General features: G+C 65.2%; 26 protein-coding genes. 9 read left to right on the top strand and 17 right to left on the bottom strand.

The window, feature by feature from the left end; all coding sequences use genetic code 11:
- Positions 1 to 11 precede the first annotated feature (11 nt).
- The gene (locus tag ACEN9F_RS22435) at positions 12 to 1,355 is read left to right on the top strand and encodes a class I SAM-dependent methyltransferase (RefSeq protein ID WP_413423483.1); all 1,344 of its coding nucleotides are present in this window, start codon (positions 12 to 14) and stop codon (positions 1,353 to 1,355) included.
- Here the strand turns inward: ACEN9F_RS22435 and ACEN9F_RS22430 are convergent.
- Genes ACEN9F_RS22430 through msrA form a run of 3 tightly spaced genes read right to left on the bottom strand, consistent with a single transcriptional unit; the run spans position 1,286 to position 5,106 of the window.
- On the bottom strand, positions 1,286 to 3,517 hold the full coding sequence (locus ACEN9F_RS22430) for an ATP-binding protein (RefSeq protein WP_413423481.1): 2,232 nt from the start codon (positions 3,515 to 3,517) through the stop codon (positions 1,286 to 1,288). The two genes, ACEN9F_RS22435 and ACEN9F_RS22430, sit on opposite strands and share 70 nt — an antisense overlap.
- A gap of 1 nt (position 3,518) precedes the next feature.
- On the bottom strand, positions 3,519 to 4,562 hold the full coding sequence (locus ACEN9F_RS22425) for an HD domain-containing phosphohydrolase (RefSeq protein WP_413423479.1): 1,044 nt from the start codon (positions 4,560 to 4,562) through the stop codon (positions 3,519 to 3,521).
- 16 nt (positions 4,563 to 4,578) lie between these two features.
- Positions 4,579 to 5,106 carry a peptide-methionine (S)-S-oxide reductase MsrA gene (msrA, locus tag ACEN9F_RS22420; protein ID WP_413423477.1) on the bottom strand — a complete coding sequence of 176 codons (528 nt, stop codon included), beginning with the start codon at positions 5,104 to 5,106 and terminating at the stop codon, positions 4,579 to 4,581.
- 109 nt (positions 5,107 to 5,215) lie between these two features.
- On the opposite strand from msrA, the gene ACEN9F_RS22415 reads away from it, so the two are divergent.
- Together ACEN9F_RS22415 and ACEN9F_RS22410 are read left to right on the top strand one after the other, a co-directional pair.
- Positions 5,216 to 5,719 carry a flavin reductase family protein gene (locus ACEN9F_RS22415; protein WP_413423475.1) on the top strand — a complete coding sequence of 168 codons (504 nt, stop codon included), beginning with the start codon at positions 5,216 to 5,218 and terminating at the stop codon, positions 5,717 to 5,719.
- Between the two features lie 88 nt (positions 5,720 to 5,807).
- A complete protein-coding gene (locus tag ACEN9F_RS22410) occupies positions 5,808 to 6,992 on the top strand; it encodes an acyl-CoA dehydrogenase (RefSeq protein ID WP_413423474.1) in 1,185 nt (394 codons plus the stop codon).
- Between the two features lie 78 nt (positions 6,993 to 7,070).
- On the opposite strand, the gene ACEN9F_RS22405 is transcribed toward ACEN9F_RS22410, so the two are convergent.
- The 12 genes from ACEN9F_RS22405 to ACEN9F_RS22350 all read right to left on the bottom strand — a co-directional run bounded on the left by ACEN9F_RS22405 (position 7,071) and on the right by ACEN9F_RS22350 (position 19,940).
- Entirely contained in the window at positions 7,071 to 7,751 is a 681-nt protein-coding gene (locus ACEN9F_RS22405; RefSeq protein ID WP_413423472.1) for an OmpW/AlkL family protein, read from the bottom strand.
- Between the two features lie 75 nt (positions 7,752 to 7,826).
- On the bottom strand, positions 7,827 to 9,203 hold the full coding sequence (locus ACEN9F_RS22400) for an SGNH/GDSL hydrolase family protein (protein ID WP_413423470.1): 1,377 nt from the start codon (positions 9,201 to 9,203) through the stop codon (positions 7,827 to 7,829).
- A gap of 174 nt (positions 9,204 to 9,377) precedes the next feature.
- Entirely contained in the window at positions 9,378 to 10,916 is a 1,539-nt protein-coding gene (locus ACEN9F_RS22395; RefSeq protein ID WP_413423468.1) for an alpha/beta hydrolase family protein, read from the bottom strand.
- A 105-nt stretch (positions 10,917 to 11,021) separates the two neighbouring features.
- A complete protein-coding gene (locus ACEN9F_RS22390; RefSeq protein WP_413423466.1) occupies positions 11,022 to 12,086 on the bottom strand; it encodes an L-threonylcarbamoyladenylate synthase in 1,065 nt (354 codons plus the stop codon).
- On the bottom strand, positions 12,083 to 13,276 hold the full coding sequence (locus tag ACEN9F_RS22385; RefSeq protein WP_413423464.1) for a 5-(carboxyamino)imidazole ribonucleotide synthase: 1,194 nt from the start codon (positions 13,274 to 13,276) through the stop codon (positions 12,083 to 12,085). Before ACEN9F_RS22385 ends, ACEN9F_RS22390 begins: the two co-directional genes overlap by 4 nt.
- The gene (purE, locus tag ACEN9F_RS22380; RefSeq protein WP_413423462.1) at positions 13,277 to 13,777 is read right to left on the bottom strand and encodes a 5-(carboxyamino)imidazole ribonucleotide mutase; all 501 of its coding nucleotides are present in this window, start codon (positions 13,775 to 13,777) and stop codon (positions 13,277 to 13,279) included.
- 1 nt (position 13,778) lies between these two features.
- Complete coding sequence (locus ACEN9F_RS22375; protein ID WP_413423460.1) at positions 13,779 to 14,672, bottom strand: phosphoribosylaminoimidazolesuccinocarboxamide synthase; 894 nt, start codon at positions 14,670 to 14,672, stop codon at positions 13,779 to 13,781.
- A gap of 109 nt (positions 14,673 to 14,781) precedes the next feature.
- Positions 14,782 to 15,846 (bottom strand): class II fructose-bisphosphate aldolase, encoded by a 1,065-nt coding sequence (fba, locus tag ACEN9F_RS22370; protein ID WP_413423459.1) that lies wholly within the window; start codon positions 15,844 to 15,846, stop codon positions 14,782 to 14,784.
- Between the two features lie 80 nt (positions 15,847 to 15,926).
- Entirely contained in the window at positions 15,927 to 17,375 is a 1,449-nt protein-coding gene (gene pyk / locus ACEN9F_RS22365) for a pyruvate kinase (protein WP_413423457.1), read from the bottom strand.
- A gap of 199 nt (positions 17,376 to 17,574) precedes the next feature.
- A complete protein-coding gene (locus ACEN9F_RS22360; RefSeq protein ID WP_413423455.1) occupies positions 17,575 to 18,792 on the bottom strand; it encodes a phosphoglycerate kinase in 1,218 nt (405 codons plus the stop codon).
- A 64-nt stretch (positions 18,793 to 18,856) separates the two neighbouring features.
- Positions 18,857 to 19,192, bottom strand: a complete 336-nt coding sequence (locus ACEN9F_RS22355) for an AzlD domain-containing protein (RefSeq protein WP_413423453.1) — start codon at positions 19,190 to 19,192, stop codon at positions 18,857 to 18,859.
- Positions 19,185 to 19,940 carry an AzlC family ABC transporter permease gene (locus ACEN9F_RS22350; protein ID WP_413423451.1) on the bottom strand — a complete coding sequence of 252 codons (756 nt, stop codon included), beginning with the start codon at positions 19,938 to 19,940 and terminating at the stop codon, positions 19,185 to 19,187. The genes ACEN9F_RS22355 and ACEN9F_RS22350 overlap by 8 nt, the downstream gene beginning before the upstream one ends.
- 137 nt (positions 19,941 to 20,077) lie before the next feature.
- Here ACEN9F_RS22350 and ACEN9F_RS22345 point away from each other — a divergent pair, with 137 nt between their 5' ends.
- From ACEN9F_RS22345 to ACEN9F_RS22330, 4 genes are read left to right on the top strand one after another with little or no spacing between them, the layout of a single operon-like run.
- The gene (locus tag ACEN9F_RS22345) at positions 20,078 to 20,284 is read left to right on the top strand and encodes a zinc-finger domain-containing protein (RefSeq protein WP_413423449.1); all 207 of its coding nucleotides are present in this window, start codon (positions 20,078 to 20,080) and stop codon (positions 20,282 to 20,284) included.
- 32 nt (positions 20,285 to 20,316) lie between these two features.
- Positions 20,317 to 20,745 (top strand): YybH family protein, encoded by a 429-nt coding sequence (locus ACEN9F_RS22340; protein WP_413423447.1) that lies wholly within the window; start codon positions 20,317 to 20,319, stop codon positions 20,743 to 20,745.
- A gap of 16 nt (positions 20,746 to 20,761) precedes the next feature.
- On the top strand, positions 20,762 to 21,745 hold the full coding sequence (locus tag ACEN9F_RS22335; protein ID WP_413423445.1) for a YheT family hydrolase: 984 nt from the start codon (positions 20,762 to 20,764) through the stop codon (positions 21,743 to 21,745).
- The gene (locus ACEN9F_RS22330; RefSeq protein WP_413423443.1) at positions 21,738 to 22,325 is read left to right on the top strand and encodes a DUF2946 family protein; all 588 of its coding nucleotides are present in this window, start codon (positions 21,738 to 21,740) and stop codon (positions 22,323 to 22,325) included. Before ACEN9F_RS22335 ends, ACEN9F_RS22330 begins: the two co-directional genes overlap by 8 nt.
- Here ACEN9F_RS22330 and ACEN9F_RS22325 read toward each other — a convergent pair.
- Complete coding sequence (locus tag ACEN9F_RS22325) at positions 22,297 to 23,967, bottom strand: M48 family metalloprotease (RefSeq protein WP_413423441.1); 1,671 nt, start codon at positions 23,965 to 23,967, stop codon at positions 22,297 to 22,299. The genes ACEN9F_RS22330 and ACEN9F_RS22325 overlap by 29 nt on opposite strands.
- Before the next feature lie 129 nt (positions 23,968 to 24,096).
- Between ACEN9F_RS22325 and moaC the strand changes: the two genes are divergently transcribed.
- The gene (gene moaC, locus ACEN9F_RS22320; protein ID WP_413423440.1) at positions 24,097 to 24,603 is read left to right on the top strand and encodes a cyclic pyranopterin monophosphate synthase MoaC; all 507 of its coding nucleotides are present in this window, start codon (positions 24,097 to 24,099) and stop codon (positions 24,601 to 24,603) included.
- A gap of 668 nt (positions 24,604 to 25,271) precedes the next feature.
- The gene (locus tag ACEN9F_RS22315) at positions 25,272 to 25,982 is read left to right on the top strand and encodes a flagellar brake protein (protein ID WP_413423438.1); all 711 of its coding nucleotides are present in this window, start codon (positions 25,272 to 25,274) and stop codon (positions 25,980 to 25,982) included.
- A gap of 68 nt (positions 25,983 to 26,050) precedes the next feature.
- On the opposite strand, the gene ACEN9F_RS22310 is transcribed toward ACEN9F_RS22315, so the two are convergent.
- Positions 26,051 to 26,524 (bottom strand): pilin, encoded by a 474-nt coding sequence (locus tag ACEN9F_RS22310; RefSeq protein ID WP_413423436.1) that lies wholly within the window; start codon positions 26,522 to 26,524, stop codon positions 26,051 to 26,053.
- Between the last annotated feature and the right edge of the window lie 159 nt (positions 26,525 to 26,683).

The following is a 26,683-nucleotide window of genomic DNA, read 5'->3' as shown; positions in this document are numbered from 1 at the left end:
CGGAGGTTATCTTGTTCGTGCAAAATCGACTCAGCGCCTGGATCGCGGGGATACGCCAGCAAATCGCCCTGCCGTTGCGCATCGAATTATGGAATGGCCAGTACGTCGATTTTTCGGCCGAGACGCCGCGCGTGACGATACGGCTGCCCAATGTGTCGGCGGCGCGCTACCTGCTGACGCCGTCGCTGTCGAATCTCGGCGCGGCCTACGTGGAAGGGGCGATCGAGGTCAAGGGCCATGCGCGCGACATGATCGCCATCGTCACCGCGCTGGCGCGCACCACGCTCAAGGCCGAAGGCAAGTTCGCGCGCATCGCGCGCAGCATCGGCCACAGCAAGCAGAAGGACGCGGAAGCGATCCGCTACCACTACGACGTCTCCAACGAGTTCTATGCGCAGTTCCTCGATCCGAACCTGGTGTATTCGTGCGCCTACTTCGAGGACGGCGACGAGGACCTGGCCACCGCGCAGCTGAAGAAGATCGACCACATCCTGCGCAAGATCGAGCTGCAGCCGCACCAGACGCTGCTCGACATCGGCTGCGGCTGGGGCGCGCTGGTGATCCGCGCGGCGCAGCAGTACCAGGCGCGCTGCGTCGGCGTCACGCTGTCGGAAAACCAGTTCGCGCTGGCCAAGGAGCGCGTGCGGCGCGCGGGGCTGGAGCACCTGGTTGAAATCCGCCTGCAGGATTACCGCGACGTGCGCGGCCAGTTCGACCGCATCACCAGCGTCGGCATGTTCGAGCATGTGGGCGTGCGCCACCTGCCCGAGTATTTTGCGGCCATCAACCGCCTGCTGGCGCCGCAGGGCGTGGTGATGAACCACGGCATCACCTCGACCGATCCGGACAACGGCGAGACGCCCTACGGCGGCGGCGAATTCATCGGCAAATACGTGTTCCCGCACGGCGAGCTGGCCCACATCGGCCATGTGCTGAAGGCGATGCAGCAGGGCGCGCTGGAAGTGTTCGACGTCGAGAACCTGCGCCGCCACTACGCCCGCACCTGCGCCATCTGGACCGACAACTTCGAGGCGCACGCCGAGCGCGTGCGGGCGCTGGCGGGCGACAAGCGCTTCCGCATCTGGCACGTCTACCTGGCCGGCTGCAGCTATGCGTTCGAGCAGGACTGGATCAGCCTGTACCAGATCGTCGGCCGCAAGGCGGCCCAGCGCACGGCGGCGCTGCCGTGGTCGCGCAAGCATATGTATCCGGCGCCGGCCGGGCCGGTGGCGGCCGCCAGCCCGTACGCGCTGACCGAGGACGGCGTGCCGGCGTTCGCGCTGCTTCAGGAGGACGGCGGCGCGGCGCCCATGCCGGCCGCGCCGCCGGCGATCAAGGCCTTCAACGCGTCGTAGACCTGGTCCAGCGCCGGCGCCAGCCGGCCGGCCGCCGCTTGCCACGGCTGGCCCGCATGCAGCGACGCCGACAGCTGCCCGGCCGCCGTCACCGCGCGCGCCGCGCCGAAGTTCACCAGCACGCCCTTCAAGCTGTGCACCGCGCGCAGGCTGCGTTCGCGCTCGTCCGAGGCCAGCGCGTCGCCCAGTTCCCGCCACAGCTGCGGCCCGTCCTGCAGGAACAGCGCGGCCAGCTCCAGCAGCAGGTCGGCGTCGCCGTCCAGCCGCTGCAAGGCGCCGCGCCAGTCCAGCACCTGCTGGCCGCTGTCGGCCCGGTAGCGCGCCAGCATCTCGCGCAGCTGCGCGCTGTCGACCGGCTTGGACAGGTAGTCGTCCATGCCGGCCTCCATGCAGCGCTCGCGGTCGCCGGCCATCGCGCGCGCGGTCATGGCGATGATCGGCACGTGGCCGCCCTGCCCCAGCTCGCGCAAGCGGATCTGGCGCGTGGCCGCCAGGCCGTCCAGCCCCGGCATCTGCACGTCCATCAGGATCACATCGAAGCCGCCGCGCCCGGCGCGTTCCAGCACCGCCAGGCCGCTGTCGACCAGCGTCACCTGGTGGCCCAGCTTTTCCAGCAGGCGCACGGCCAGCCGCTGGTTGACCGGATTGTCCTCGGCCAGCAGCACCCGCATGCCGTTGCGGCGCGGCGGCGCATGCGGCAGCGGCGGCAGGTCGCCCTCGCCGATCAGCATGCCGGGATCGTTGACATTCAGGCTCTCGCCCGGCGCCAGCACCGCCAGCGGCGGCAGCGGCGCGGCCTCCGATACGCCGGTGTGCTGCAGGGGCACGGTGAAGCTGAACACGCTGCCCCGGCCCGGCGCGCTGTCGACCTCGATGCGGCCCTGCATCAGGATCACCAGCCGGCGGCAGATCGCCAGTCCCAGCCCGGTGCCGCCGTATTCGCGCGTGGTCGAGCCGTCGACCTGCGCGAACGCCTCGAAGATCATGTGCTGCTTTTCAACCGGCACGCCGATGCCGGTATCGCGCACCGCGAACCCGATCTCGCTGCGGCCGTCCTGCTCGGCGCCGATGGACAGCGCCACCGTCACGCCGCCCTGCCCGGTGAACTTGATGGCGTTGCCGACCAGGTTGAGCAGCACCTGCCGCAGCCGGCCCGGATCGCCCTTCATGATGCGCGGCAGGTCCGGCGGCAGCTCGGCCTCCAGCGCCAGCCCTTTCTGCCGCGCGCGCAAGCTCATGGCGCGCAGGATGTCGTTGACCAGCTGCTCCAGGTCGAACGGCACTTCCTCGATCTCCAGCTTGCCCGCTTCGATCTTGGAGAAGTCCAGGATGTCGTCGACGATGTGCAGCAGCGCGTTGGCCGAGGCCTGCACCAGCGCCAGGTCGGCGCGCTGCCCGGCGCTGATGTCGGACTCCAGCACCAGCTCCGTCATGCCGAGGATGCCGTTCATCGGCGTGCGGATCTCGTGGCTCATATTGGCCAGGAATTCGCTCTTGGCGCGGCTGGCCGCCTCCGCCGACTCCACCGCGCGCTGCATGGCGCTGCGGGCGGCGCGCTGCTCGCTGATGTCGATGAAGTAGCCCAGCATATAGGACAGCCCGCCGCTGTTGATGACCTTGCGGCTGACCAGCACGTCGACCGGCGGATCGAAGGCCGTCAGGCGCCGCTCGCTGGTGACCATGCGGCCGGTGGTCCAGGCTTGCTCGTCCTCCTCGTGGGTGGCGGCGGCCCAGCGGCGCGAGGCGAAGTCGTCGATGGTGCGGCCGAGGATTTCCGCCCGCGAGCGCTGCGTGAATTCCTCGAAGCGGCTGTTGAAGCGCAGGAAATGGCCGTCGCGGTCCTTGAGGAAGATCGGGATCGGCAACTGGTCGAGGATCTGCTCGGTCAGTTCCTGCTGGTCGCGCGCGCTGCGGTCGGTTTCGGATTCGCCGATCAGGTCGGCGTGCAGATGGCGCTGCAGGCCGGCCAGCCGCGCGGTGCGCTTGTCGCGCCAAGTGCCGACGTTGCCGCGCTGCTGGCGGTTTTCCTCGCGCAGCAGCGCATTGGCCAGGCGCAGCTGGCGGGCGTCGGCGTCCAGCTCGTCCAGGTGCCGGCGCAGCAGCGCCGCGTCCTCCGGCGCCAGGGCGCGCGCGATCAGGGCCGCGAGTTCGTCGGGCTCCATGTCAGGCGCCGTTTTGTTCGTCGCGGAAGCGGGCGCGGATGGCTTCGACGTCGTCCCAGCGGTCCAGCAGCGCCCGCACGCATGCAGGATCGAAGTGGCTGCCGCTGTTGTCCAGCAGGAACTGGCGCGCGGCGTCCATGCTCCAGGCCTGCTTGTACGGGCGCACGCTGGTCAGGGCGTCGAACACGTCGGCCACGGCGACGATGCGGCCGACCAGCGGTATCGCCTCGCCGGCCAGGCCGCGCGGATAGCCGCCGCCGTCGTAGCGCTCGTGGTGGGTCAGCGCGATTTCCGCCGCCAGCTGCAGCATGCGGGCCTGGCAATCCTTGAGGATGCTGTGGCCGATGGCGGCGTGCTGGCGCATCACCACCATTTCTTCCTCGTCGAGGCGGCCGGGCTTGAGCAGGATGTGGTCAGGCGTGCCGACCTTGCCGATGTCGTGCATGGGCGCGGCGTTGAGCACGTCGTCCTGCTGTTCGGCGGACAGGCCCAGCTGCTCCGCGATCAGGCGCGAATAGTGCGCCATGCGCTGGATGTGGGCGCCGGTTTCCGGGTCGCGGTATTCGGACGCGCGGCACAGCAGCACGATGGTTTCCTGCTCGCGCGCGCGCAGCTCGGCGGTGGCCTTGCTGACTTCCTCGGCCAGCCAGCTGGCGCGGTGCTGCAGGCCCAGCGTGGCGCTGCGCAGCGCCAGCATGTTGCGGGTGCGGGCCAGGAATTCGACCTTGTCGATCGGCTTGATGAGGAAGTCGCTGGCGCCGTTTTCCAGCGCCCGGTGGCGCACGTCGACGTCGACGCTGGCGGTCACCATCAGCACCGGCGGGCGTTGCTCGGGCGCCGCGTCGAGACGGGCGATCAGCTCCAGCCCGTTCATATCGGGCATCATGTAATCGACGATCAAGAGATCGTAGGGGTTGGCGTTGCACCACGCCAGCGCCTGGTGGGCGGACTGGAACGTGATGGTAGTGACGCCTTTCAGCTTGTCGACCAGGCGCGACATCAGCACCAGGTTGATATGGGTATCGTCGACCAGCACCACCTTCATGGATGCCCCCGTATTTTTATTTTATGCGATGGGTGTAAGTCTTCTTGAACTTGGCCACTTTGGGCGCGACGACAAAGGCGCAATAACCTTGCAAGGGATGCTGGCGGAAGTAATCCTGGTGATAGTCCTCGGCCCGGTACCAGGGCTGGGCCGGCGCCAGTTCGGTGACGATGGGCGCATCCCAGACGTTGGCCATTTCGGCGATGACCTGGCGCGCCGTGGCTTCCTGCTGCGGCGACTGGTAATAGATCACGGAACGGTACTGGGTGCCGACGTCGTTGCCCTGGCGGTTGAGCGTGGTCGGGTCGTGGATGGTGAAGAAGATTTCCAGCAAGTCGCGGTAGGCGATGACGTCCGGGTCGAATTGCAATTTCACCACTTCGGCGTGGCCGGTCTCGCCGGCGCAGACTTGCTCGTAGGTCGGATCGGGCGCGCCGCCGCCCGTGTAGCCGGACTCGACCGATGTGACGCCCTTGACCTCCAGGTACACGGCCTCCGTGCACCAAAAGCAGCCGCCGCCCAGTATCGCCGTTTCGCTCGCCATGACTCCCCCTGCCTAGAAGAATGCCTACGTCCCCACTGTAACGCAAACAGCGGCAATTCGCTACGGCGCTGCAATCTTTGGCATAATGGCTAAAAGACACAGGCCGACCATGCATACCACTTCCCCACGCGCTGAAGAACGCGCTTTCGACACCGCCCATTTTCGCCAGGCGCTGGGCCAGTTCGCCACCGGCGTCACCGTCATCACCACCCGGCTGGCGGACGGGACGTTCCGCGGCCTGACCGCCAGCTCCTTCAATTCGGTGTCGCTGGACCCGCCGCTGGTGCTGTGGAGCCTGGCCAACGGCGCCAACAGCATGCCCATCTTCAGCGGCAACTCGCACTATGTGATCAACGTGCTCAACGCCCAGCAGGCGCCGCTGGCCAAGCTGTTCTCCACGCGCGGCGTCAATCCCTGGGAGACCGTCGAATACGAGTTGTCGCGCACCGGCCAGCCCATCATCAAGGGCGCCTCGGCCTGGTTTGAATGCCACAACCGCAGCCGCTACCCCGAGGGTGACCACGTGATTTTCGTCGGCGAAGTGGAATTGTGCGCGTTTTCGCCCTGCCCGCCGCTGATTTTCCACGGCGGCCAGTTCGGCAGCCTGGGCTAAAAACGGAAATTGGTGTCGCCATTTGAAAAGCCGGCACCGTGGCGGGGGCATAGAATGCTGGCAGCATTCACCATAATGAGAGACTACTATGAGCCAAGCCCGCGCCCAATTCCACTGGGATGACCCTCTGCTGCTGGACCAGCAACTGACCGACGACGAGCGCATGGTGCGCGACGCCGCTGCCGCCTATTGCCAGGACAAGCTGCAGCCGCGCATCCTCGAAGCGTTCCGCCACGAAAAGATGGACAATTCCATCTTCCGCGAAATGGGCGAGCTGGGCCTGCTGGGCCCGACCATTCCGGAACAGTACGGCGGTCCCGGCCTCAACTATGTTTCCTACGGCCTGATCGCGCGCGAAGTCGAGCGCGTCGACTCCGGCTACCGTTCGATGATGAGCGTGCAATCGTCGCTGGTGATGGTGCCGATCTATGAGTTCGGCACCGAGGAACAGAAACAGAAATACCTGCCCAAGCTGGCCACCGGCGAATGGATAGGCTGCTTCGGCCTGACCGAGCCCAACCACGGCTCCGATCCGGGCTCGATGATCACCCGCGCCAGGAAGGTGCCGGGCGGCTACGCGCTGAGCGGCGCCAAGATGTGGATCACCAACTCGCCGGTCGCCGACGTGTTCGTGGTCTGGGCCAAGGACGACGAGGGCGCGATCCGCGGCTTCGTGCTGGAAAAAGGCATGGCCGGGCTGAGCGCGCCGGCGATCCACGGCAAGTTCGGCCTGCGCGCCTCGGTGACCGGCGAGATCGTCATGGACAACGTGTTCTGCCCGGAAGAGAACGCCTTCCCCGACGTGCGCGGCCTGAAGGGTCCGTTCACCTGCCTGAACTCGGCGCGCTACGGCATCGCCTGGGGCGCGCTGGGCGCGGCCGAAGCCTGCTGGCACACGGCGCGCCAGTACGTCATGGACCGCACGCAGTTCGGCCGTCCGCTGGCCGCCAACCAGCTGGTGCAGAAGAAGCTGGCCGACATGCAGACCGAGATCACGCTGGGCCTGCAGGGCTGCCTGCAGCTGGGCCGCATGAAGGATGCCGGCACGGCGGCGGTGGAAATCACCTCGATGATGAAGCGCAACTCCTGCGGCAAGTCGCTGGACGTGGCGCGCCTGGCGCGCGATATGCTGGGCGGTAACGGCATCTCGGACGAGTTCGGCATCATCCGCCACATGGTGAACCTGGAAGTGGTGAACACCTATGAAGGCACGCACGATATCCATGCGCTGATCCTGGGCCGGGCGCAGACCGGCATACAGGCGTTCCAATAAGACGGACGAAAAAAACCGCCGGCCCCAACGCGCTCGAGTGCGCGTTCGGTGCCGGCGGTTTTTTTTCGTCCCGCAGTCTTACCAGCCTTTGTAAGCGTAGCCGATGCTGAGGTTGACCGCCAGCGGGTCCAGGCGCACTTCCTGGGTCTGGCCGGTCGAGTAATGCGCCGTGGTTTTCAGCTTGGTCTTGATGACCGAGGCGTCCACGAACCATTTCTCATTGATCTTCACCGTGCCGCCGATCTGGAAGCTGGCCGCCCACTTGTTGTCCAGCTTGAAGGTCGCGCCGGGACCGCCGGTGTTCAGCACCGCCGTCAGCTGGCCCGAACCGCGCTCCTTCTGGAACATCGCGTAGGTGACGCCCAGGCCGACATACGGACGGAACATCGCGTTCGCCGGCAGGAAGCGGTACTGGATGAAGGCCGTCGGCGGCAGCACTTCCGCCGTGGCCAGCTTGCCGGTGCCCTCAATCGCGCCCGCGCCTTTCAGGTCGTGCTTGTACGGCAGGCCCAGGTCGAGTTCGGCCGACACATTGTCGGTGACCATGTAGCCAATCGTGAAGCGCGGCTTGGTGTCCGGGTCGACGTCGGTCTTGGTGCCGGGCTGCGCCGGCGCCGACACATCGCCCGATTCCACTTTCGGCGTGATCTTGTTGACGCCCAGCGTGCCCAGCCAGGTGCCGGCGGTTTGTTGTGCCGATGCGGCCGTGGCTACCGTCATTGCGGCGGCCAGCGCCAGCAGTTTTACCGTGTTCTTCATATCGTCTCCTGATTTATTAATGTTGGTCCGGCGGCCGCGCGCCTCCCGGGCGCGCGGCCGCCTGCGACGACTGAATTACAGCCAGCCCTTCATCACCAGCGACTTGGACACGTAGCGCGCCAGCAGCAGGTTGTTGAACGGCGTCGGGTGGACGTCGTCGGCGAAGGAGTAGTGGCTGATGTCGCCCGACTTCAGATTGCTGCCATTGCAGACCAGCGAGCTGCCCAGCGGGTTCTTGGCGGCGCTCAGGTCGCAGGCGGTCTCCGACACGTTGGTCAGGCCATACGGGCCAGGATTGGTGGCCTGGTCGTGGCTGACGGCGAACACGTCGACCAGCACGACTTTGGCTTCACTGCCGACGCCGGCCGACAGCGCGCTGTTGAAGGCGCTGACCATGGCGTTGATCAGGGCCTGGGTCGAGGCCGGCTGGCCGCGGCCCGACGGCGTGGTGGCCACGTCCGGCAAGTTGTTCACGACCACGTAGTTGGCGCCGTTGGCGATGATCTGGGTCTTGACCAGGTTGGCCAGTTCGGTGCCGGCGGTCGCCATCGCGGTGACCAGTTCCGGACCATGGGCGGCGGCGTAGTCGGCGCCAGCCTTGGCGCCGGCGGCGGTGGCGGCGGTGGTGGCGGTGGCGACCATCGGACCGTAGACGGCCGGCGATGCGACCGCCGAGTTACCCGGCTGCACAGCGGCGGCGCCGACCGCGGCCTGGGTGATGGTGGTCTGGGTGCTGCCGGCGCGGGCCGCTTCGGTCTGGGCGGCCAGGCCGATGGCTTGCGCGGCGGTCGCCGGATTGGTGGCGCCGGCGGCCAGCAGGCCCACCAGGTTGGTGACGTAGGCGGTGCCGCCGGCGGCGGTGCCCGCTGCGGTGGCAGCCGCGCTCAGCGAACCCAGCTGGAACAGCGCGTCGTTACCGCCGGCCATGACCAGCACCATTTCGTCGCCCTTGAACTTGCCGCCGACCGCTTTCAGGTGGTTGGCGATCTGGGTCACGACTGGGATCGTCAGCGCGCCCAGCGCGCTGCCGGTCAGCTTGTTGTTCGGGCCGACAGGGTTGGTCACGCGGGAACCACCCTGGGCATAGCCGTAGCAGCCGGCGTGGGCGACTTGCGGCACCGAGAATCCTTTGCTGGCGTCGCCATCGAGGCCGGTGACGGCGGCGCACGGCGCGGCCACGCCCAGCTGGGCGGCCAGCAGCTCGGTCCAGTTGCGGCCGGTCAGCGTTGCGTTGACGGAGGTGTTGTCGCCGTTGATGGTGAACTTGCCGCCCTTCAGTGCGGCGATCGTGCCGACATTGTAAGAGCCGACGTCGGACAGGCTGTCGCCGAACGACACTTGCGCGCTGAATTTGTTCTTGATGGATTGATCACCCGGGGCCGGGTCGGTACCGCCGCAACCCGCGAGGACGGCCAGTGTCATTGCAGCGAGTGCAAGTTTGGTATGACGCATGTTGTCTCCTAGAAATATTTTTTTGTCGTATGATACGAACGGCCGTGCTATTCGCAACCCAACTAATATGCCAGCGTTAGGTAATCTTGTATAGAGGAACACAAGTAAAAAGCAGCGTTTGTGAGGAAAAAGGAACGCTTGCTCGGTGCAAGGCTATCCTGGCCAAAACCGGACTCACCGGCTTGGTGCGGAATCGAAGAAGATACGTGCTTCGCGCAGGCAAAACGGCGCCACCAGGCCGGCGTGATAACTGTCCCTGACCGCCTGGTTGGCCGCCTCCGCGCTGCCGGTCTGCGCCAGCTTGACCTGGCGCAGCAGCGCCTTGGCGGCGGCAAATTCCGCCCGCGTGGCCTGGAAGCCGCCGAGCACCGAATTGTCGTCCACATCCAGCACCGTCAGCAGCGCCGCGCTCATGCCTTGCGCGCGGAAGTAGGCACTGGCGGCGCTGGTATTGGCATACGGCACCAGCGGATCGGCGTTGCCGCCGCACAGCAAGGTCGGCACGGCCGGCGCGTAGGTGCGCAGATCGTTCTTCAACAGCCATTTGCGCAGGGGCTGCGCCGGCGCGCAGTTGAGCGGCGCGGCGGCGCTGGCGTTGCACGGATTGGCCTTGAGGTCGGCCAGGTAGGTATTGCGGTAGCTGGTCTTGATCAGGTGATCGGCACCGAAGAAGCTGCCGTAGCCGGCCGTTTGCGGCAGCGAATCGGTGTCGAACAACACGTCGTTCGGCAGCTTGCCGGCATCGACCAGGTCGCCCAGGCTTTGCGTGCCGGGCAGCAGCGTGTCGATGCCGGTGGCGTATTTCGCCTCGTAGACGTCGCTGGTGCTGCCGTAGATGGCGGCGCCGGCGCGCTGGCCGGCGTTGATCAGCATCGGCATGAAGCCGCTCGATCCCACGGTGGGCGCACCATTGAAAATGGCGTCGCCGAATTGCAACAGCGCATACGGCCCCGACAGCGGCGCCGCCGCCGTCACGGCGAATTCGCTGGCGTACTGGGTTTGCATGGCGCGCTGTGTCGCCATCGCCACATGACCGCCCTGCGAATAGCCGGTCACCATCAAGCGGCTGGAGGCGCCGGCGTTGATGCCGCCGAACACGCCGCGCGCGGCACGCAGCGCATCGATCATGTCGCCGGCCTGCTGCGCGGCGTCCAGGTAGGCGTGGTAGTCCAGCGTGGAACCGGCGTAGCCGGCATAGTTCGGCGCCACCACGATGTAGCCCTGGGCGGCGAACATGGCGGCCACCAGGCGCGGCTCGGTGGACGACAGGTTGGCCATGTCGGTGCTTTTCTGTACCGAGGTGCCGTGCGCGTACAGCAACACCGGACGATTGCCCTGGCAGGCGGCGTTCGTACCGGATGGCACCATGATGGCGGTGCTGGCGCTGGTGTCGGCGGCCAGCGAGTCGATGGTGTGGTACTTGAGGGTGTAGGTGGTGATGGCGCACACGGGCGTGCTGGTGAAGGAACTGCCGAGCACGACCGTGCTGTCGAGCAGCGTCTTCAGCGTGGCGGGGTCGAGCGTGTTGACGGTGACGCCGGCGCTGACCGTGGCCGGCACCAGCGTTGGGCCGCCGATGGCGACGCCGCGCAAGGACGTCGGCGGCTGTACCGGCGTGAGCACCGTGGTGCCGCTGCCCGAGCCGCCGCCACCGCCGCCGCATGAAACCAGCAATACCGTCAAAGAAACCAGAGCCAGCCGAGCACCGCGCATATCGCATTCCTTGCAAGATGGCCGGGCGAGGTTTTCGACCGGCAGCAGCTCATCTTAGCAGGTCAACAATCTGATCTCATTACGACGGCTAGTGAAAATTGTAACTTAGCCTTTCAGTAGCGCGGCGATCACGCCGGCCGAGCCGAACACCGAGCGGCGCAGGCGGTCGTTGACGCCCTGCCAGGACGCATCCTGCGGCGGCGTTTCAACCAGGATCAGGCCGGAGCCGGTCTGGTCCATCGCGCGCAAGGCGGCATAAATGCCGTAGGCGTAGCCGGCCGGATCGGCCGGCAGTCTTTGCTGCGGCGTCAGCAATGCCGGCAGCGCATGGCTGATGACGGCAACTTTCACGCTTTTATTGTGCAAGTCGGCGAGGGCGGCCAGCAGCGCGTCGTGCTCCAGCATGGTGACCGGCGTGCGCGGCGCATAGTGCGACTCCAGCGTGCCGGACGCGCGCGGCGCGGCCTGGTCCGGCGCGGCCGGCAGCAGGCCGATGACGTCGGCGATCTGCTGCGCGCTGATGTGGCCGGGACGCAGCAGCACCGGGCCGTGCGTGGCCAGGCGCGACAGGTCGACGATGGTCGATTCGATGCCGACCTGGCTGGGGCCGCCTTCCAGCACGGTGCTCAGCAAGGAGGCGGTGCAGGCTTCCTCGCTTGACGCCTCGTCGTCGGACAGGCCGAACTCGTCGCGCACATGCTGCGCGGTGGTCGGGCTGACGTTGCCGAACTTGTTGGCCGACGGCGCCGCCACGCCGCCCTTGCCGCCCTTGAAGGCGCTCAGCAGGGCGATCGCGACCGGGTGCGACGGGCAGCGGATGCCGACCGTGTCCTGGCCGCCGGAGACGGCGTCGGGAATGTGGGCGGCGCGCTTCAGGATCAGGGTCAGCGGGCCGGGCCAGAAGGCTTGCGCCAGCTGGCGCGCGGCGGCCGGGATGTCGGTGGTCCAGTAATCGAGGTCGGCGCCGGGCGCCACGTGCACGATCACCGGATGGTCGTTGGGACGGCCCTTGGCTTCGTAGATGCGGGCTACCGCCGCCGGGTTCTCGGCGTCGGCGCCGAGGCCGTACACGGTCTCGGTGGGGAACGCCACCAGGCCGCCCTCCTCCAGGATCGCCGCCGCCGTGGCGATGGCGGCCTGGCCGGCGACTGCCGCGGCCTGCTGTTTCACGATGGGATGCCCAGGATCACGCAGGCGGCGTCCAGCTGCCGCTGCGCTTGCGCCAGGGTCGGCGCGATGAAGGTCAGGTGGCCCATCTTGCGCGCGCGGCGCGGGTCGTCCTTGCCGTACAGGTGCAGGCAGGCGCCCGGCAGCGCCAGCACGTCGTTCCATGCCGGTTCGCGCGTGGCGTCGCTGTCGTCGCTGAACCAGACGTCGCCCAGGATGTTGAGCATGACAGCCGGCGAATGCTGGCGCACGTCGCCCAGCGGCAGGCGCGCCATGGCGCGGACCTGCTGCGCGAACTGGCTGGTGACGCAGGCGTCCATCGTGTAGTGGCCGCTGTTGTGCGGACGCGGCGCCATTTCATTGACCACCAGCGAACCGTCTTCCAGCACGAAGAACTCGATGCACAGCACGCCGACATAACCGAGCTCGGCGACGATAGCCTGCGCCGCCCGCTGCGCCAGCGTGGCGCAGGCGTCGGTCACGTTCGGGCCGGGCACGGTGGTGGTGAACAGGATGCCGTCGCGGTGCACGTTCTCGGCGATCGGGTAGACCACCGATTCGCCGTCGGCGCCGCGCGCGGTCAGCACCGAGACTTCATAGGCCAGCGGCAGCATCTTTTCCAGCAGGCAGGTGACCTGGTCCATGCTGTCGAAGGCGGCGCGCACGTCGTCACGCGAGCGCACGCGCACCTGGCCCTTGCCGTCGTAACCCATGCGTACGGTTTTCAAGATACCCGGCAGCAGATCGTCGCCGATGGCGTCGATATCTTCCAGCGTGGCGATGACCTTGTGCGGCGCCGGCATCACGCCCGACCTGGGCGCGCAATCGACGAAGAAGCGTTTTTCCGCGATGCGGTCCTGCGCCACCGACACGCCATGCGCGTCCGGCGCCACGAAGACCCGCTTGGCCAGGCGCGACAGGCTGTCGGCCGGCACGTTCTCGAATTCGGTGGTGACGGCCAGGCATTGCGCGGCCAGCGCGTCGAGGCCGGCGGCATCGCTGTAGCCGGCGTTGACCAGGCGCTGCGCGACCTGCCCTGCGGGGCAGGCGTCGGCCGGTTCAAGAACCGCTACTTGATAACCCATGCTTTGCGCGGCCTGGGCGAACATGCGGCCGAGCTGGCCGCCGCCCATCACGCCCAGCCAGGCTGGCGGGTTGGCGGTGGGCAGGAGGGGAGACTTCTGATTACTCATTTATTCCAGCGGTAAAGTCATGGCCTTGGCGGCTTCGGTTTGCGTGACGCGGAAGGCTTCCAGCTTGTCGGCCAGCGCGTCGTCGTTGGCGGCGATCATCGCCACCGCGGTCAGCGCGGCGTTGGCGGCGCCGGCTTCGCCGATGGCGAAGGTCGACACCGGCACGCCCTTCGGCATTTGCAGGATGGACAGCATGGAGTCTTCGCCGCGCAGGTATTTGGACGGCACAGGCACGCCCAGCACCGGCACGATGGTCATCGCGGCCACCATGCCCGGCAGGTGGGCGGCGCCGCCGGCGCCGGCGATGATGGCGCGCAGGCCGCGCGCGCGGGCGCTCTTGGCGTAGGCGTACATCTCGTCGGGCATGCGGTGCGCCGAAATCACCTGCGCTTCAAACGGCACGCCGAACTGCTTGAGGATGGCGACCGCGTTTTGCATCACGTCCCAGTCCGAGGACGAGCCCATGATGACGCCGACCAGCGGCTTGCTCTGGTCAGTCATGTCAGGCCTTCAGCTTCTCGCCGGTCAGGCGCTCGATGGCTTCGAAGTACTTGGCCTGGGTTTTGTCGATGACGTCGGCCGGCAGCGCCGGCGCCGGTGCGGTCTTGCCCCAGGTCAGCGTTTCCAGGTAATCGCGCACGAATTGCTTGTCGAACGACGGCGGCGACATGCCCGGCTGGTAGGAATCGGCGGGCCAGAAGCGCGACGAGTCGGCGGTCAGCACTTCGTCCATCAGGTGCATGACGCCGTTGTCGTCCAGGCCGAACTCGAACTTGGTGTCGGCGATGATGATGCCGCGCGTGGCGGCGTAGTCGGCGGCGGCCTTGTACAGCTGGATGCTGACGTCGCGCATCCTGGCGGCCAGCTCGGCGCCGATGCGGGTTTCCATTTCGGCAAAGCTGATGTTTTCATCATGCTCGCCCAGGTCGGCCTTGGCGGCCGGCGTGAACAGCGGCTCCGGCAGTTTCTCGGCCTGTTGCAGGCCGGCCGGCAGCGTGATGCCGCAGATGCTGCCGGTGTCCTGGTAGTCTTTCCAGCCCGAACCGATGATGTAACCGCGCACCACCGCCTCGACCATGATCGGCTTCAGGCGCTTGGCGACCACGGCACGGCCCGTCACCTGCTCCACTTCCTCGGGTGCGACCACGGACTCCGGCGCGACGCCGGTCAGGTGGTTGGGCACGATGTGGCCGAGTTTCTCGAACCAGAAATCGCTCATCTGGTTCAAAACCTTGCCCTTGCCGGGGATAGGCTCGTTCATGACGACGTCGAAGGCCGACAGGCGGTCGGTGGTGACGATCAGGATCTTGTCGTCGCCGACAGCGTAGTTGTCGCGGACTTTGCCGTGGCCGAGCAGTGGCAGGGAGTGGATCGAGGTTTGGTAGAGGCTGTTCATAGCGGGGGATGTGTTGATAAAAGCGAAACCGGCGGGAGGTGGAAGCCTCGCACGCCGGTCGAGAAAATCGGGCTGGAGGAAATTCCTCTTGCCCGTTCCAAACAGAATTTTACTTCACAATCTGGGCCAGCTCACCGGCCTTGTAACGCTCGGCCATTTTTTCCAGTGGAATGACCTTGATTTTCGACGCCTGGCCTTCGCAGCCGAACGCCTGGAAGCGGGCGCGCACGATCAGCTCGGCGGCGGCGCGGGCCGGCTTCAGGAAGTCGCGCGGGTCGAACTTCGACGGGTTCTCGAACAGGAATTTACGGGTCGCGGCCGTCATCGCCAGGCGGATGTCGGTGTCGATGTTGATCTTGCGGACGCCGTGGCGGATGCCTTCCTGGATTTCTTCGACCGGCACGCCGTAGGTTTCCTTCATGTCGCCGCCGAATTCGCGGATGATGGCCAGCAGTTCCTGCGGCACCGACGACGAACCGTGCATCACCAGGTGGGTGTTCGGGATGCGGGTGTGGATTTCCTTGATGCGGTCGATGGCCAGGATGTCGCCGGTCGGCTTGCGGGTGAACTTGTAGGCGCCGTGCGAGGTGCCGATGGCGATCGCCAGCGCGTCGCATTGGGTGCGCTGCACGAAGTCGGCGGCCTGGGCCACGTCGGTCAGCAGCTGTTCGCGGGTCATGGTGCCGTCGGCGCCGTGGCCGTCTTCCTTGTCGCCCTTCATGGTTTCCAGCGAACCGAGCACGCCCAGTTCCGCTTCCACCGTGACGCCGATGGCGTGCGAGAACTTGACCACTTCCTTCGATACTTCGACGTTGTACTCGTACGATGCGACCGACTTGCCGTCCGCTTCCAGCGAACCGTCCATCATCACCGAGGTGAAGCCGGAGCGGATCGCGGCCTGGCAGACCGCCGGCGACTGGCCGTGGTCCTGGTGCATGACGACCGGGATGTGCGGGTAGGCTTCGACCGCGGCGTCGATCAGGTGGCGCAGGAAGGCTTCGCCTGCATACTTGCGGGCGCCGGCCGACGCTTGCATGATGACCGGGCTGTTGAGCGCATCGGCGGCGGCCATGATGGCCTGCACTTGCTCCAGATTGTTGACGTTGAAAGCAGGGATGCCATAGCCGTTTTCGGCGGCATGGTCCAGCAGTTGACGCATGGATACGAGGGACATGGTAATACTCCAAACAATAAAAAAACTTGGTTGCCGGAGCGTTGCCGCGCCCTTCCGGGGCGCGGCGCTATCGGACTTACTTAACTAAATTCTCCAACCTTGACGATCTTCAGCGCATTGGTGCCGCCGACCTGGCCCATCGGCTCGCCCCAGGTCACGACGATCATGTCGCCCTTCTTGACGATGCCGTTCTTGACCAGCAAGTCCTCGGCCTGCTTCAGCACGGCCGCGCTGCCGCCCTGCTGTTGCAGATTGTATGCCTTGACGTTGCGGTACAGCGCCACTTTGCGCAAGGTCGTGGTGCTCGGCGTCAGTGCGTAGATCGGCGTATCAATGTTGTGACGGCTCATCCACAACGCCGTCGAGCCGGACTCGGTCAACGCCACGATCGCCTTGACCGCCAGGTGGTGCGCGGTGAACAGGGCGCCGTACGCGATCGACTGGTCGATACGGGTAAAGGTCGCATTCAGGAAGTCGGCGTCCAGTTTGTTGTACTCGGACTGCTCGGCTTCCACGCAAATGGCGGCCATCATTTCCACGGTCTCGATCGGGTAGCGGCCCGAGGCGGTTTCCGCCGAGGTCATCACCGCGTCGGTGCCGTCCAGCACCGCGTTGGCCACGTCCGAGACTTCGGCGCGGGTCGGCACGGCGTTGAAGATCATCGACTCCATCATCTGGGTCGCGGTGATCGCCAGCTTGTTCGACTCGCGCGCCATCTTGATCATGCGTTTCTGCAGCGCCGGCACGGCCGCGTTGCCCACCTCAACCGCCAGGTCGCCGCGGGCCACCATGATGCCGTCGGAAGCGTCGAGGATCTCCTGCAGCGCAGGGATCGCTTCGGCGCGCTCGATCTTGGCGATCATCAGCGGCTTGTGGCCGAACGGCTCGCCGGCGATGTTGGCCAGCTGGCGCGCCATTTCCATGTCGGTCGCGCTTTTCGGGAACGAGATCGCCAGGTAATCGGCCTGGAAACTCATTGCCGTCTTGATGTCTTCCATGTCCTTGGCGGTCAGCGCCGGCGCGGTCAAGCCGCCGCCCTGGCGATTGATGCCCTTGTTATTGGACAGCTCGCCGCCGATTTTCACGGTGGTGTAAATCTCGTGGCCGATGATCTTGTCGACCACCAGCACGATCAGGCCGTCGTTCAGCAGCAGCTTGTCGTCCGGACGCAGATCCTGCGGCAAGGCCTTGTAGTCCAGGCCGACGCGTTCCTGGTTGCCCAGTTCGCCGTTTTCGCCCCACTTGGCGTCGAGGATGAATTTATCGCCGTTCGCCAGTTCGATCTTACCATTTTCGAACTTGCCGACGCGGATTTTAGGACCCTGCATGTCCGCCATGATCGCCACTTCGCGGCCGCACTCGGCGGCGGCTTCGCGCACCAGGTTGGCGCGGTCGATGTGATCCTGCGCCTTGCCGTGCGAGAAATTCAAGCGCACGACGTCGACGCCGGCACGTATCATTTTGACCAGGACGTTGAAGTCGGTGGAAGCTGGGCCGATCGTTGCGACAATTTTGGTACCACGAGACATGAGGATTCCTTAGCGTTGGGTCATGCGAACAGTTCCCGCGATGGGCGGGAACCAGGAAAAGCTGCGCTGTTTGTTGCGGTAAGGACATGAAATATGTAGCAAAGCTTCATTTTTCACGTCCTTCTCAGGCATTAACTGGATTTTACTGTTAATTTGCTACACCGCACGACCGTGCTATTTACTTATTCTTACTTCGCGCTTAGTTCGCCCCTGCGCGCTGGGTCAGGATCTCGACCGCAGGCAGGGTCTTCCCTTCCAGGAATTCCAGGAAAGCGCCGCCGCCGGTGGAGATATAACCGATCTGTTCGGTGATGTTGTACTTGGCGATCGCGGCCAGGGTGTCGCCACCGCCGGCGATCGAGAACGCCTTGGAGGCGGCGATCGCCAGCGCCAGCGTCTTGGTGCCTTCGCCGAACTGGTCGAACTCGAACACGCCGACCGGGCCGTTCCAGACGATGGTGCCGGCGGCGCCGATCTGCGCGGCCAGCGTGGCGGCGGTCTTGGGACCGATATCCAGGATCATGTCGTCGTCGGCGACGTCGGCCACGTCCTTGACGGTGGCCACGGCGGTTGGCGAGAATTCCTTGGCGCACACGACATCGACCGGGATCGGCACTTGCGCGCCGCGCTTGGCCATGATCTCGATGATGGCCTTGGCTTCGTCGACCAAGTCGTTTTCCACCAGCGACTTGCCGATGTTCAGGCCGACGGCCTTCATGAAGGTGTTGGCGATGCCGCCGCCGACGATCAGGTTATCGACCTTGTCGGCCAGCGCCTTCAGGATCGACAGCTTGGAGGACACTTTCGAGCCGGCGACGATGGCCAGCAGCGGACGGTTCGGGGCGCCCAGCGCCTTGCCCAGCGCGTCCAGCTCGGCTGCCAGCAGCGGGCCGGCCGCGGCGACCGGTGCGAATTTGGCGATGCCGTGCGTCGAAGCTTCGGCGCGGTGCGCGGTGCCGAAAGCGTCGTTGACGTAGATGTCGCACAAAGCGGCCATTTTCTGCGCCAGTTCGTCGCTGTTCTTCTTTTCGCCCTTGTTGACGCGTACGTTTTCCAGCAATACCACCTGGCCGGCCTGCAGGCCTTCGAGGCCGGCGCCGTCGACCCAGTTCTGTTTCAACTCTACAGGCTGGCCCAGCAGCTCGGCCAAACGCTGGGCGACCGGCGCCAGGCTGTCTTCCGGCTTGAACTCGCCTTCGGTCGGACGGCCCAGGTGGGACGTGACCATCACTTTGGCGCCGGCGGCGGCGGCGGCCTTGATCGCCGGCACGGAAGCGCGGATGCGCGTATCTTCGGTGATATTGCCCGCATCATCCTGTGGCACGTTCAGATCGGCGCGGATGAAAACACGCTTGCCTTGCAGCGCGTTCTGGGCGATGAGGTCTTGCAGACGGATGAAGTTCAAAACAGCGGACATGGCTACCCAAGGTCGAGTTGAAGAAAGAGCGCTATTTTACCGCAAGCCCGGCGTGATTTTTCTGTTATTGAACTACAAGTAGCAAGCGTAGTGCCGTGAAGAAAGCCATGCCGAATATGATGGTTTCCAACATATTGCGTCGCAGCAAATAATAGATCGTAGCAACAATCCCAGATACCAGTTTGAGATTGCTCAAATCCAGCAGCGGTTGACCGTTGGCGCCGAGGATCAGGTCCGGCGCCACGATGGCGGCCAGTGCGCAGGCCGGGGCATAGCGCAGCATCTCCTGCACCCGTTTCGGGATGGTGATGTGCTGGCCGACCAGCCAGAACGAACTGCGGGTGCAGGCGGTGGCCAGCGCCAGCACGCCGATGACGACCCAGATTTCCCAATCAGCCATGCTGTTTTCCTTTACTACGCCATTTTTCGCCGCCCTCTTCGACCGCCATCGCGGTCAGCATGCCCACCAGCACCGCCAGCAGCAGGCCCAGCTTGTACGGCAGCCCGGCCGCCAGCACCGACACGGCGCCGGCCACCAGCACGCCGCACAGCGCCGGCCGGCCTATCGTCAGCGGGATCATCACGCAGATGATGGCCAGCGTGCCGGCAAAGCCCAGCCCCCATTCCGGCGGCACGGCGCTGCCGAGGAAGATGCCGGCGATCGAGCCGACCTGCCAGGAAGCCCAGTTCGGGTACAGCAGGCCTTTCAGATAGGACAACTTGCCGACCTGCGGCGCCTCGGAAGGATATTTTTGCAGGAACAGCGCCACCGTCATGTCGCCCGCGACATAGCCCAGCAGCAGGCGCTTGCGCCACGGCAGGTGGGCGAAGTGCGGCGCCAGCAGGGCCGAAAAGATCACGAAACGCAGGTTGACCACCAGCGCGGTGGCGAAAATGACCCAGATCGGCGCGCCCGAGGCGATCAGCGGCAGCGCCGCCAGCTGGGCCGAGCCGGCGAACACCACCAGGGTCATGCCCAGCGCCTGCGGGATCGTCAGCCCGGACTTGACCATCGCGATGCCGACCACCAGGCCCCAGGCGCCGATGCCGAACAGCGACGGCATGCCGGTCTTGACGCCCTCGCGCCAGGACGGTTCGTGGTGTTCCGCCACGTAAGGGGACGGGGCTGCGCGGCTCGATTCGGTCATGTGGAAGGCTGTGGCATTCCTGCCACATAGCAGGTCGCACCGGGATTGTGGAGGCGCTATTTTACCGATGATTTTTGCTCAATGCGCGAATCCGTTAAAATCGTGGTTTTCCCCTAGCCTTTCGGAGCACAAAGAATATGACCAACGCCAACACGTCCGCCGCCGCCAACGCCGTTGAACTCGAAGGCAAGGATTTGCCGGCCCACTGCCCGAACCCGGCCATGCCGCTGTGGTCGTCGCATCCGCGCGTTTTCCTGGAATTCAACCATGACGGCATCGCCAAGTGCCCCTACTGCGGCACCGCCTACCGCCTGAAGCCGGGCACCGTCGTCGGCCACCACTAATCCACCCCGCCAGCAGCGCGTCCGGAGCCAGCATGCCCACCAAACGACTCAAGCAGATGAATGGCAGCGCCGTCGAGACGGAAGCCGCGTTTTACGACGCGCTGAACCGCGCCGACCTGGATGCGCTGATGGCCCTGTGGGCCGATGACGACGAGATCGTCTGCGTGCATCCGGGCGGGCCGCGCCTGATCGGGCACGCGGCGATCCGCGCGTCCTGGCAAGCCATCCTGGAACATGGCGGCCTGCACATCCTGCCGTCGCAGCTGCATGAAACGCATACGCTGATGAGTTCGGTGCACACGGTGGTCGAAGGCACCACCGCCGCCAGCGGCGAACCGGCGCACCTGCTCGCCACCAACGTCTACAGCAAGACGCCGCGCGGCTGGCGCATCGTGCTGCACCATGTGTCGGTCGCGCCAGGCCCGGTGCCGGTCGATACGCGGGCGCAGATACTGCACTAACATCCAAGTCCCCGCCGTGAAGTACTCCGCACCTTTCTGGCTGCCCAGCGGCCATCTCCAGACCATCTACCCGGCCGTCTGCATCGCCAAGCCGGCGGTCCGGTTCCGCCGCGAGCGCTGGAATGCGCCGGACGGCGATTTCGTCGACATCGATTTTGTCGACGGCCAGCCGGGCAAGCCGTTCGTGGTGCTGTTCCACGGCCTCGAAGGCTCGTCCGACAGCCACTACGCGCGCGCCCTGATGGCCAACGTCGCCGCGCGCGGCTGGTCCGGCGCCGTGCCGCACTTCCGCGGCTGCTCCGGCGAAGCCAACCGCGCACCGCGCTTCTACCACTCGGGCGACGCCGCCGAGATCGACTGGATCATCCGCCGCCTGCACGCGCGCCACGACACGGGCAAGTTCTACGCGGCCGGCGTCTCGCTGGGCGGCAACGCGCTGCTGCGCTGGCTGGGCGAATCGCAGCACCAGGCCGACTTTGTCGACGCGGCCTGCGCGGTCTCCGCGCCGCTGGACCTGGCGCAAGGCGGCGTCTCGCTGTCGAGCGGCCTGAACATGATCTACACGCGCATGTTCCTGCAAACGCTCAAGCCCAAGTGCGTGGCCAAGCTCAAGCAATTCCCCGGCCTGTTCGACCTCGACGCGCTGCACGCCGCGCGCGACCTGTACGCCTTCGACAACGTGGTGACCGCGCCGCTGCACGGCTACCGCAACACCGACGACTACTGGGACCGCGCAAGCGCCAAGCACATCCTCAACGACATCACGGTGCCGACCCTGGTGCTGAACGCGAAGAACGATCCCTTCCTGCCGGGCCGCCATCTGCCGCAGCGCGCGGCGTCGCGCGTGGTGCTGGACTATCCCGCCGAAGGCGGCCATGTCGGCTTCGCCGTCGGCGGACTGCCGGGCAAGATCGACTGGCTGCCGCAACGCCTGATCCACTTTATGGAAGGCGCGATGCAAGGCGCAACGAACGACGCGCGACTGGAGCAGCATGGATGACATCGTCAAGCAGGCGCTGAGCAAGTGGCCGAACGTGCCCCACTGCTACGGCTGGCTGGGGCTGGACGCGCGCGGCAACTGGCGCATGCGCGACGAGCGCGCGCAACACCTGAACCTGCCCGGCGATAAACTGCACCACGCGGCGCTGGTGGCCTTCATCGTGCGCAACTACGCGGCCGATGAACGGGGCTGCTGGTATTTCCAGAACGGCCCGCAGCGCGTGTATGTGCAGCTGGAGGCGACGCCGTACATCGTCCGCACCGATCCGGCGGCGGGCTGGCTGCTGCATACCGGCGCCGCGCTTGGCGCCATCGATGACGCGGTGCTGACGGAAACGGGGGCGCTGGTCCTGCGCAGCGGCGCAGTGGTCGCGCAACTGGACGACCGCGACTTCGCGCAGGTGCTGCCGCAGTTGCAGATGGACGGCGCGCCGGCATCGGACGAGGCCTTGCTGGCATGGATGGAGGGCGCGACGCCGGGCGCGCTGACGCTGCAGGGCAACGCCGTGCGGCGCATCGCCGCCGATCGGCTGGCGGCGCGCTTCGGCTACATCAGCGTACCGGCGGCCACGCCGGCGTAAGCTCGGAATTCTGGCGCAGGCGGTCGAACGGATTCTTGCTGGTGGTGGCCGGATCTTCGCCGGAGCGCATCTCCGCCTTGAACGCCGGGCGCGATTCCGCCATATCCTTCTTGCCCTTGTCGCCCATTTCCTCGCGGCGGCGCGCCTGCAGCTCGCGCTCGCGGGCATCGATCACGGCCTGGTCGTAGAACGACGCATCGGGCGCCTTGCGCGCATAGCTCAACTGGTCCAGCGCCGACAGCACGCCGCCCTGCAGCACATACGACTCGGCCAGCGCGATATGCTGCAAGGCCTGCTTGCCCTGCTTGGAATAGGTTTGCGCCAGCAAATCGTAGGCATCCGGATCTTCGCGGTATAGCTGCACCTGCTCGCGCAGATAGACACCCGCCTCTTCCAGCTTGCCGGCCGCGATCAAGGCCTCGCCGTACTGGTGCGCAAGACCGCGCGACAGCGGGAACTTCTGATGCGCGGCCTCGGCTTCGGCCAGCGCCTTGTCGATCATCGCCTTGTCGTCCGGCTGCGCCAGCTTGATCTCGATCGAGGTCGCGATGAAGATCGAATCCGACGCCTTGGGTGGCGCCGCCGCGAAGACGCCGGCCGCCGGCGGCTTGTCGAACGTCGCGCGCGCCTTGTCCAGCCAGACCTGCGCGTTGGCGGTGTCGCCTTGTTTCAGCGACAGGAAAGCCATGCCGTACTGGCCGGCCGTCTTCTGCTGGCGGTTTTCCTGCAGCATCTGCTGCTCGAAGAACTGCCTGGCTTCCACATAGCCCTGCGAGGTCGGATCCTGCAGCACGCGCGCGCGCGAACGGACCAGGTAGAAATCCAGGCTGTCCTGGCGCTGCTTGTACGGCTGCTCGCGGATGCGGGCCTGGATGTCGGCGATGCGCTCGGTGGTCAGCGGGTGGCTTTGCAGATAGGCCGGCACCAGGTCGCTGTAGTTGCGGGTCGCGGTCTGCATGCGCTGGAAGAAGGCCACCATACCCGAGGTGTCGTAGCCGGCCTCGCCCATGATCTGGAAGCCGATGCGGTCGGCCTCGCGCTCGGCGTCGCGGCCGAAATTGAGCTGTCGCTGGATCGCCAGGCCCTGGCCGCCCATGAACACGCCGATGGCCGCATCGCCGCCGGCCTTGGAGGCCAGCGCCGCCAGGATCATCGCCGCCAGCGGGATCAGCGCATCCTGCTTCTGCTGGCCGATCGAGCGCGCGATGTGGCGCTGCGCGACGTGGCCGATCTCGTGGCCCAGCACCGAGGCCAGTTCGGACTCGGACTGCGCCGCCAGCAGCAGCGCCGAGTGCACGGCGATGAAGCCGCCCGGCAGCGCGAACGCGTTCAGTTGCGGATCGCGCACGGCGAAGAAGTAGTAATCGAAATTGGCCTCGCCGCGCGCGCCCGGACGGGCCGCCACCAGCGCGTTGCCGAAGGTGTTCAGGTATTCGAGGATGGGGCCGTCGTCGAGGAAATCGCGGTCGCGGCGGATATCGCGCATGATCTCCTCGCCCAGCTTGCGCTCCATCAGCGGCGACAGGTCCTGGCGTTCGGTATCGCCGAGGGCCGGCAGGTTGGGAATCTTGGCCGGGCCGAGCACGTTCTGCGCCATCGCCATCGGCATGGCGACCAGCAGGGCGGCAGCGATCGCGCGCATGCGCGGCGAGCGGCGACTCGGGGAGACGGCAGGAAAACGTTTTGCATTCACGATGATATGATACCCGCAACCCGGGCGCTGACGCAGAGCGCCTATTATGTCTCATTTTTCGCCCACCTCGCCTCCATCATGACCGCAGACAAAACCGCAGCGCCCGCCGAGCAACTGACCCACTTTGACGCCGGCGGACAGGCGCACATGGTCGATGTCGGCGCCAAGGCCGAAACCCACCGCATCGCGCTGGCCAGCGGCACCATCCGCATGAAACCGGAAACGCTGGCCATCATCACCAGCGGCACGGCCAAGAAAGGCGACGTGCTGGGCATCGCCCGCATCGCCGCCATCATGGCGTCCAAGCGCACCAGCGACCTGGTGCCGCTGTGCCACCCGCTGGCGCTGACGCGCGTGACGGTGGATTTCGAAACCGATGTCGGCAATTCCAGCGTCCACTGCAAGGCGCAGGTCGAGACCTACGGCAAGACCGGAGTGGAAATGGAAGCGCTCACTGCGGTGCAAATCGGCCTGCTGACTGTGTATGACATGTGCAAGGCCGTCGACCGGGGCATGGTCATGGGCGAGATCCGTGTGATGGAGAAGCACGGCGGCAAATCGGGCGACTGGAGCGCGACGAGTTAAGTTGCTGATCCGGCCGGGGAATTCAGGTTGCGCAATGAGGGATGTAAATACAACAAATACTTAGTTTCATATTGCAAGTAACCGTGCTTTTTTTGTTCGCCTGCAATGGTCGAGAATTTCGCCGACAGGCATTGCCATCCATGGTATTGATGTCGATCAAGCTTATTGCGCACTCCTGAGCCTGAATGCTGAGTAACATCAGAGTTTTTTTGGCGAGGTCAATATGTGGTTCGAACTCTATGAAGATAGTTGCCGAAAGACGAAAATGCCCTGGCGCTGGCGGTTGCAAGACACTGACGGAACCGTTGTCGCCATCTCTGCCTTTGGATACCCGAACGAAGATTTATGTAGGCAGGCAATAATTTTACTGAAAGCCATCTCGCCCCAGACTCCGATGAGAAGCCGACAACGACGTCGAGCGCCGGACGTTCATAAATTGCTGAAGTAAAGCCATCGCTTCAGCAATCATCTTTCTTCCCTTTCATTACTCGATCATAGTGTGTTTGCAGGGCCAGAGCGCCGCCCGCGGAGACCTGCGACCAATTAGCAACTCATTGTATTGTCTGATTGTTACCCTTCATTGGCGGGTATATAATTAGTGCTACGGAAACAATTTTTTGGCGCCAGGCCTTGCCGTAGATGCCAGGCGCATACGAGAAAGAATGTGAATGAGTAGCACTCCTCCACCGAGCGAAGCCAAGACTCAGGAATACGAATTCGAGCAGATGAACCTGCAGGTGGGAGGCAGGATACAGTTCATCACGCATCGCACGATCAAGCCTATCCAGCATTTTTCCACGCTGATCGGCTGGGTCAAGGATGAGTACATGATCGTCAAGGTGCCGTTCGAGAACGGCTCGCCGATTGCCCTCAACGATGGCGACAAGCTGACCATCCGCGTGTTTTCCGGCGTGAACGTGTGCTCGTTCTCGTGCGTCGTGCAGCGCGTCTTTCCGCGCCCGCTGTTCTACGTCCACCTGTCGTTCCCGGTGTCCATCCAGGGCACCAGCCTGCGCGCGGCGATGCGGGTCAAGGTCGATATTCCGGCCCAGGTGTCGACGCCGGCCGGCGCGACTTCCGTGTTCCTGGTAAACCTGAGCGTGTCCGGCGCGCTGATCGAGTCGGCCAAGAAGCTGTCGGAAGACGATGCCCAGGTCGGCCTGTCGTTCTACCTGATCGCCCAGCCCGGCAACCGCCAGGTGCGCATCAACCCGAATGCGACTATCCGCAACATCAACATCGTCAAGCCGGCGACCGGCGACAAGCCGGAAGTGTTCACCTATGGCGTGCAATTCATCGACCTCGATCCGGTCCACTACACGATGCTGCAAAACCTGACCTACGAAGCGCTGATCGCCGACCGCCAGAAGATCGTCTGATTCCAGGCGGCTTTGTCGGGACGAAAAAAAACCAGGCCGAAGCCTGGTTTTTTTATGCTGCACCTGAATTAAGGAGCTTTGTTGTTCTTCTCGATTGCGGCTTTGGCGGCGGCGTTGGTCACCGTCGTCGACGTGGCCCAGGTCAATGCGGTGCCGCCAGCTGGCAAATCTGGCGTGAAGGTGATCACCTTGCCATCAACGCCGTCACCCAAACCACTTGGTGCCAAGGTCAACGCGATCACGCCGCTACCGAGAACGGTAACCGATTCAGCTTCCTTGGTTTTGGTGAAGCTGACGGGCACGGCGCCGCCACTGTTGCAAGTCGTCAGGACGCCGCCGGCTTCCTGGGCGCAAACCGCCACGGCGGTTTTCAGCGAGTCCACCGACGACAGTGCATTGGCGACCTTGGCCTTGGCGGTGTAATCGCTGTAAGCAGGAATGGCGACAGCGGCCAGAATACCGATAATGGCGACCACGATCATCAGTTCGATCAGGGTGAAGCCGGCCTGTGCTTGTTTCTTCATCATTTTCATGGATTTCATTTTGCGACTCCTTTGGGGTTAAACACGAATCAGGTAAGACACTAGGTAATGAGCAATTGATGTGCCACCCCCTTTCCGCCTAAAAAATAAGCAAATCAGCGTTAAAACTGCCGTTTTTTGTCGTCCGGCCTGCCATTTTTTGTCAGTGCAACAGCGTAG

The sequence above is a fragment of the Duganella sp. CT11-25 genome, from assembly GCF_047302815.1.
Classification (GTDB): domain Bacteria; phylum Pseudomonadota; class Gammaproteobacteria; order Burkholderiales; family Burkholderiaceae_D; genus Rugamonas.
The sequence above is the reverse complement of the archived record's forward strand: the minus strand, read 5'-3'. Positions and strand labels throughout refer to the sequence as shown.

Bases quoted from the DNA above. Each gene is read 5' to 3' on its own strand.
- ACEN9F_RS22430 (WP_413423481.1), bottom strand. From the start codon at position 3,517: ATGGAGCCCGACGAACTCGCGGCCCTGATCGCGCGCGCCCTGGCGCCG.
- ACEN9F_RS22425 (WP_413423479.1), bottom strand. From the start codon at position 4,562: ATGAAGGTGGTGCTGGTCGACGATACCCATATCAACCTGGTGCTGATG.
- msrA (WP_413423477.1), bottom strand. From the start codon at position 5,106: ATGGCGAGCGAAACGGCGATACTGGGCGGCGGCTGCTTTTGGTGCACG.
- ACEN9F_RS22415 (WP_413423475.1), top strand. From the start codon at position 5,216: ATGCATACCACTTCCCCACGCGCTGAAGAACGCGCTTTCGACACCGCC.
- ACEN9F_RS22410 (WP_413423474.1), top strand. From the start codon at position 5,808: ATGAGCCAAGCCCGCGCCCAATTCCACTGGGATGACCCTCTGCTGCTG.
- ACEN9F_RS22405 (WP_413423472.1), bottom strand. From the start codon at position 7,751: ATGAAGAACACGGTAAAACTGCTGGCGCTGGCCGCCGCAATGACGGTA.
- ACEN9F_RS22400 (WP_413423470.1), bottom strand. From the start codon at position 9,203: ATGCGTCATACCAAACTTGCACTCGCTGCAATGACACTGGCCGTCCTC.
- ACEN9F_RS22395 (WP_413423468.1), bottom strand. From the start codon at position 10,916: ATGCGCGGTGCTCGGCTGGCTCTGGTTTCTTTGACGGTATTGCTGGTT.
- ACEN9F_RS22385 (WP_413423464.1), bottom strand. From the start codon at position 13,276: ATGAGTAATCAGAAGTCTCCCCTCCTGCCCACCGCCAACCCGCCAGCC.
- purE (WP_413423462.1), bottom strand. From the start codon at position 13,777: ATGACTGACCAGAGCAAGCCGCTGGTCGGCGTCATCATGGGCTCGTCC.
- ACEN9F_RS22375 (WP_413423460.1), bottom strand. From the start codon at position 14,672: ATGAACAGCCTCTACCAAACCTCGATCCACTCCCTGCCACTGCTCGGC.
- fba (WP_413423459.1), bottom strand. From the start codon at position 15,846: ATGTCCCTCGTATCCATGCGTCAACTGCTGGACCATGCCGCCGAAAAC.
- pyk (WP_413423457.1), bottom strand. From the start codon at position 17,375: ATGTCTCGTGGTACCAAAATTGTCGCAACGATCGGCCCAGCTTCCACC.
- ACEN9F_RS22360 (WP_413423455.1), bottom strand. From the start codon at position 18,792: ATGTCCGCTGTTTTGAACTTCATCCGTCTGCAAGACCTCATCGCCCAG.
- ACEN9F_RS22355 (WP_413423453.1), bottom strand. From the start codon at position 19,192: ATGGCTGATTGGGAAATCTGGGTCGTCATCGGCGTGCTGGCGCTGGCC.
- ACEN9F_RS22350 (WP_413423451.1), bottom strand. From the start codon at position 19,940: ATGACCGAATCGAGCCGCGCAGCCCCGTCCCCTTACGTGGCGGAACAC.
- ACEN9F_RS22345 (WP_413423449.1), top strand. From the start codon at position 20,078: ATGACCAACGCCAACACGTCCGCCGCCGCCAACGCCGTTGAACTCGAA.
- ACEN9F_RS22340 (WP_413423447.1), top strand. From the start codon at position 20,317: ATGCCCACCAAACGACTCAAGCAGATGAATGGCAGCGCCGTCGAGACG.
- ACEN9F_RS22330 (WP_413423443.1), top strand. From the start codon at position 21,738: ATGGATGACATCGTCAAGCAGGCGCTGAGCAAGTGGCCGAACGTGCCC.
- ACEN9F_RS22325 (WP_413423441.1), bottom strand. From the start codon at position 23,967: ATGCGCGCGATCGCTGCCGCCCTGCTGGTCGCCATGCCGATGGCGATG.
- moaC (WP_413423440.1), top strand. From the start codon at position 24,097: ATGACCGCAGACAAAACCGCAGCGCCCGCCGAGCAACTGACCCACTTT.
- ACEN9F_RS22315 (WP_413423438.1), top strand. From the start codon at position 25,272: ATGAGTAGCACTCCTCCACCGAGCGAAGCCAAGACTCAGGAATACGAA.
- ACEN9F_RS22310 (WP_413423436.1), bottom strand. From the start codon at position 26,524: ATGAAATCCATGAAAATGATGAAGAAACAAGCACAGGCCGGCTTCACC.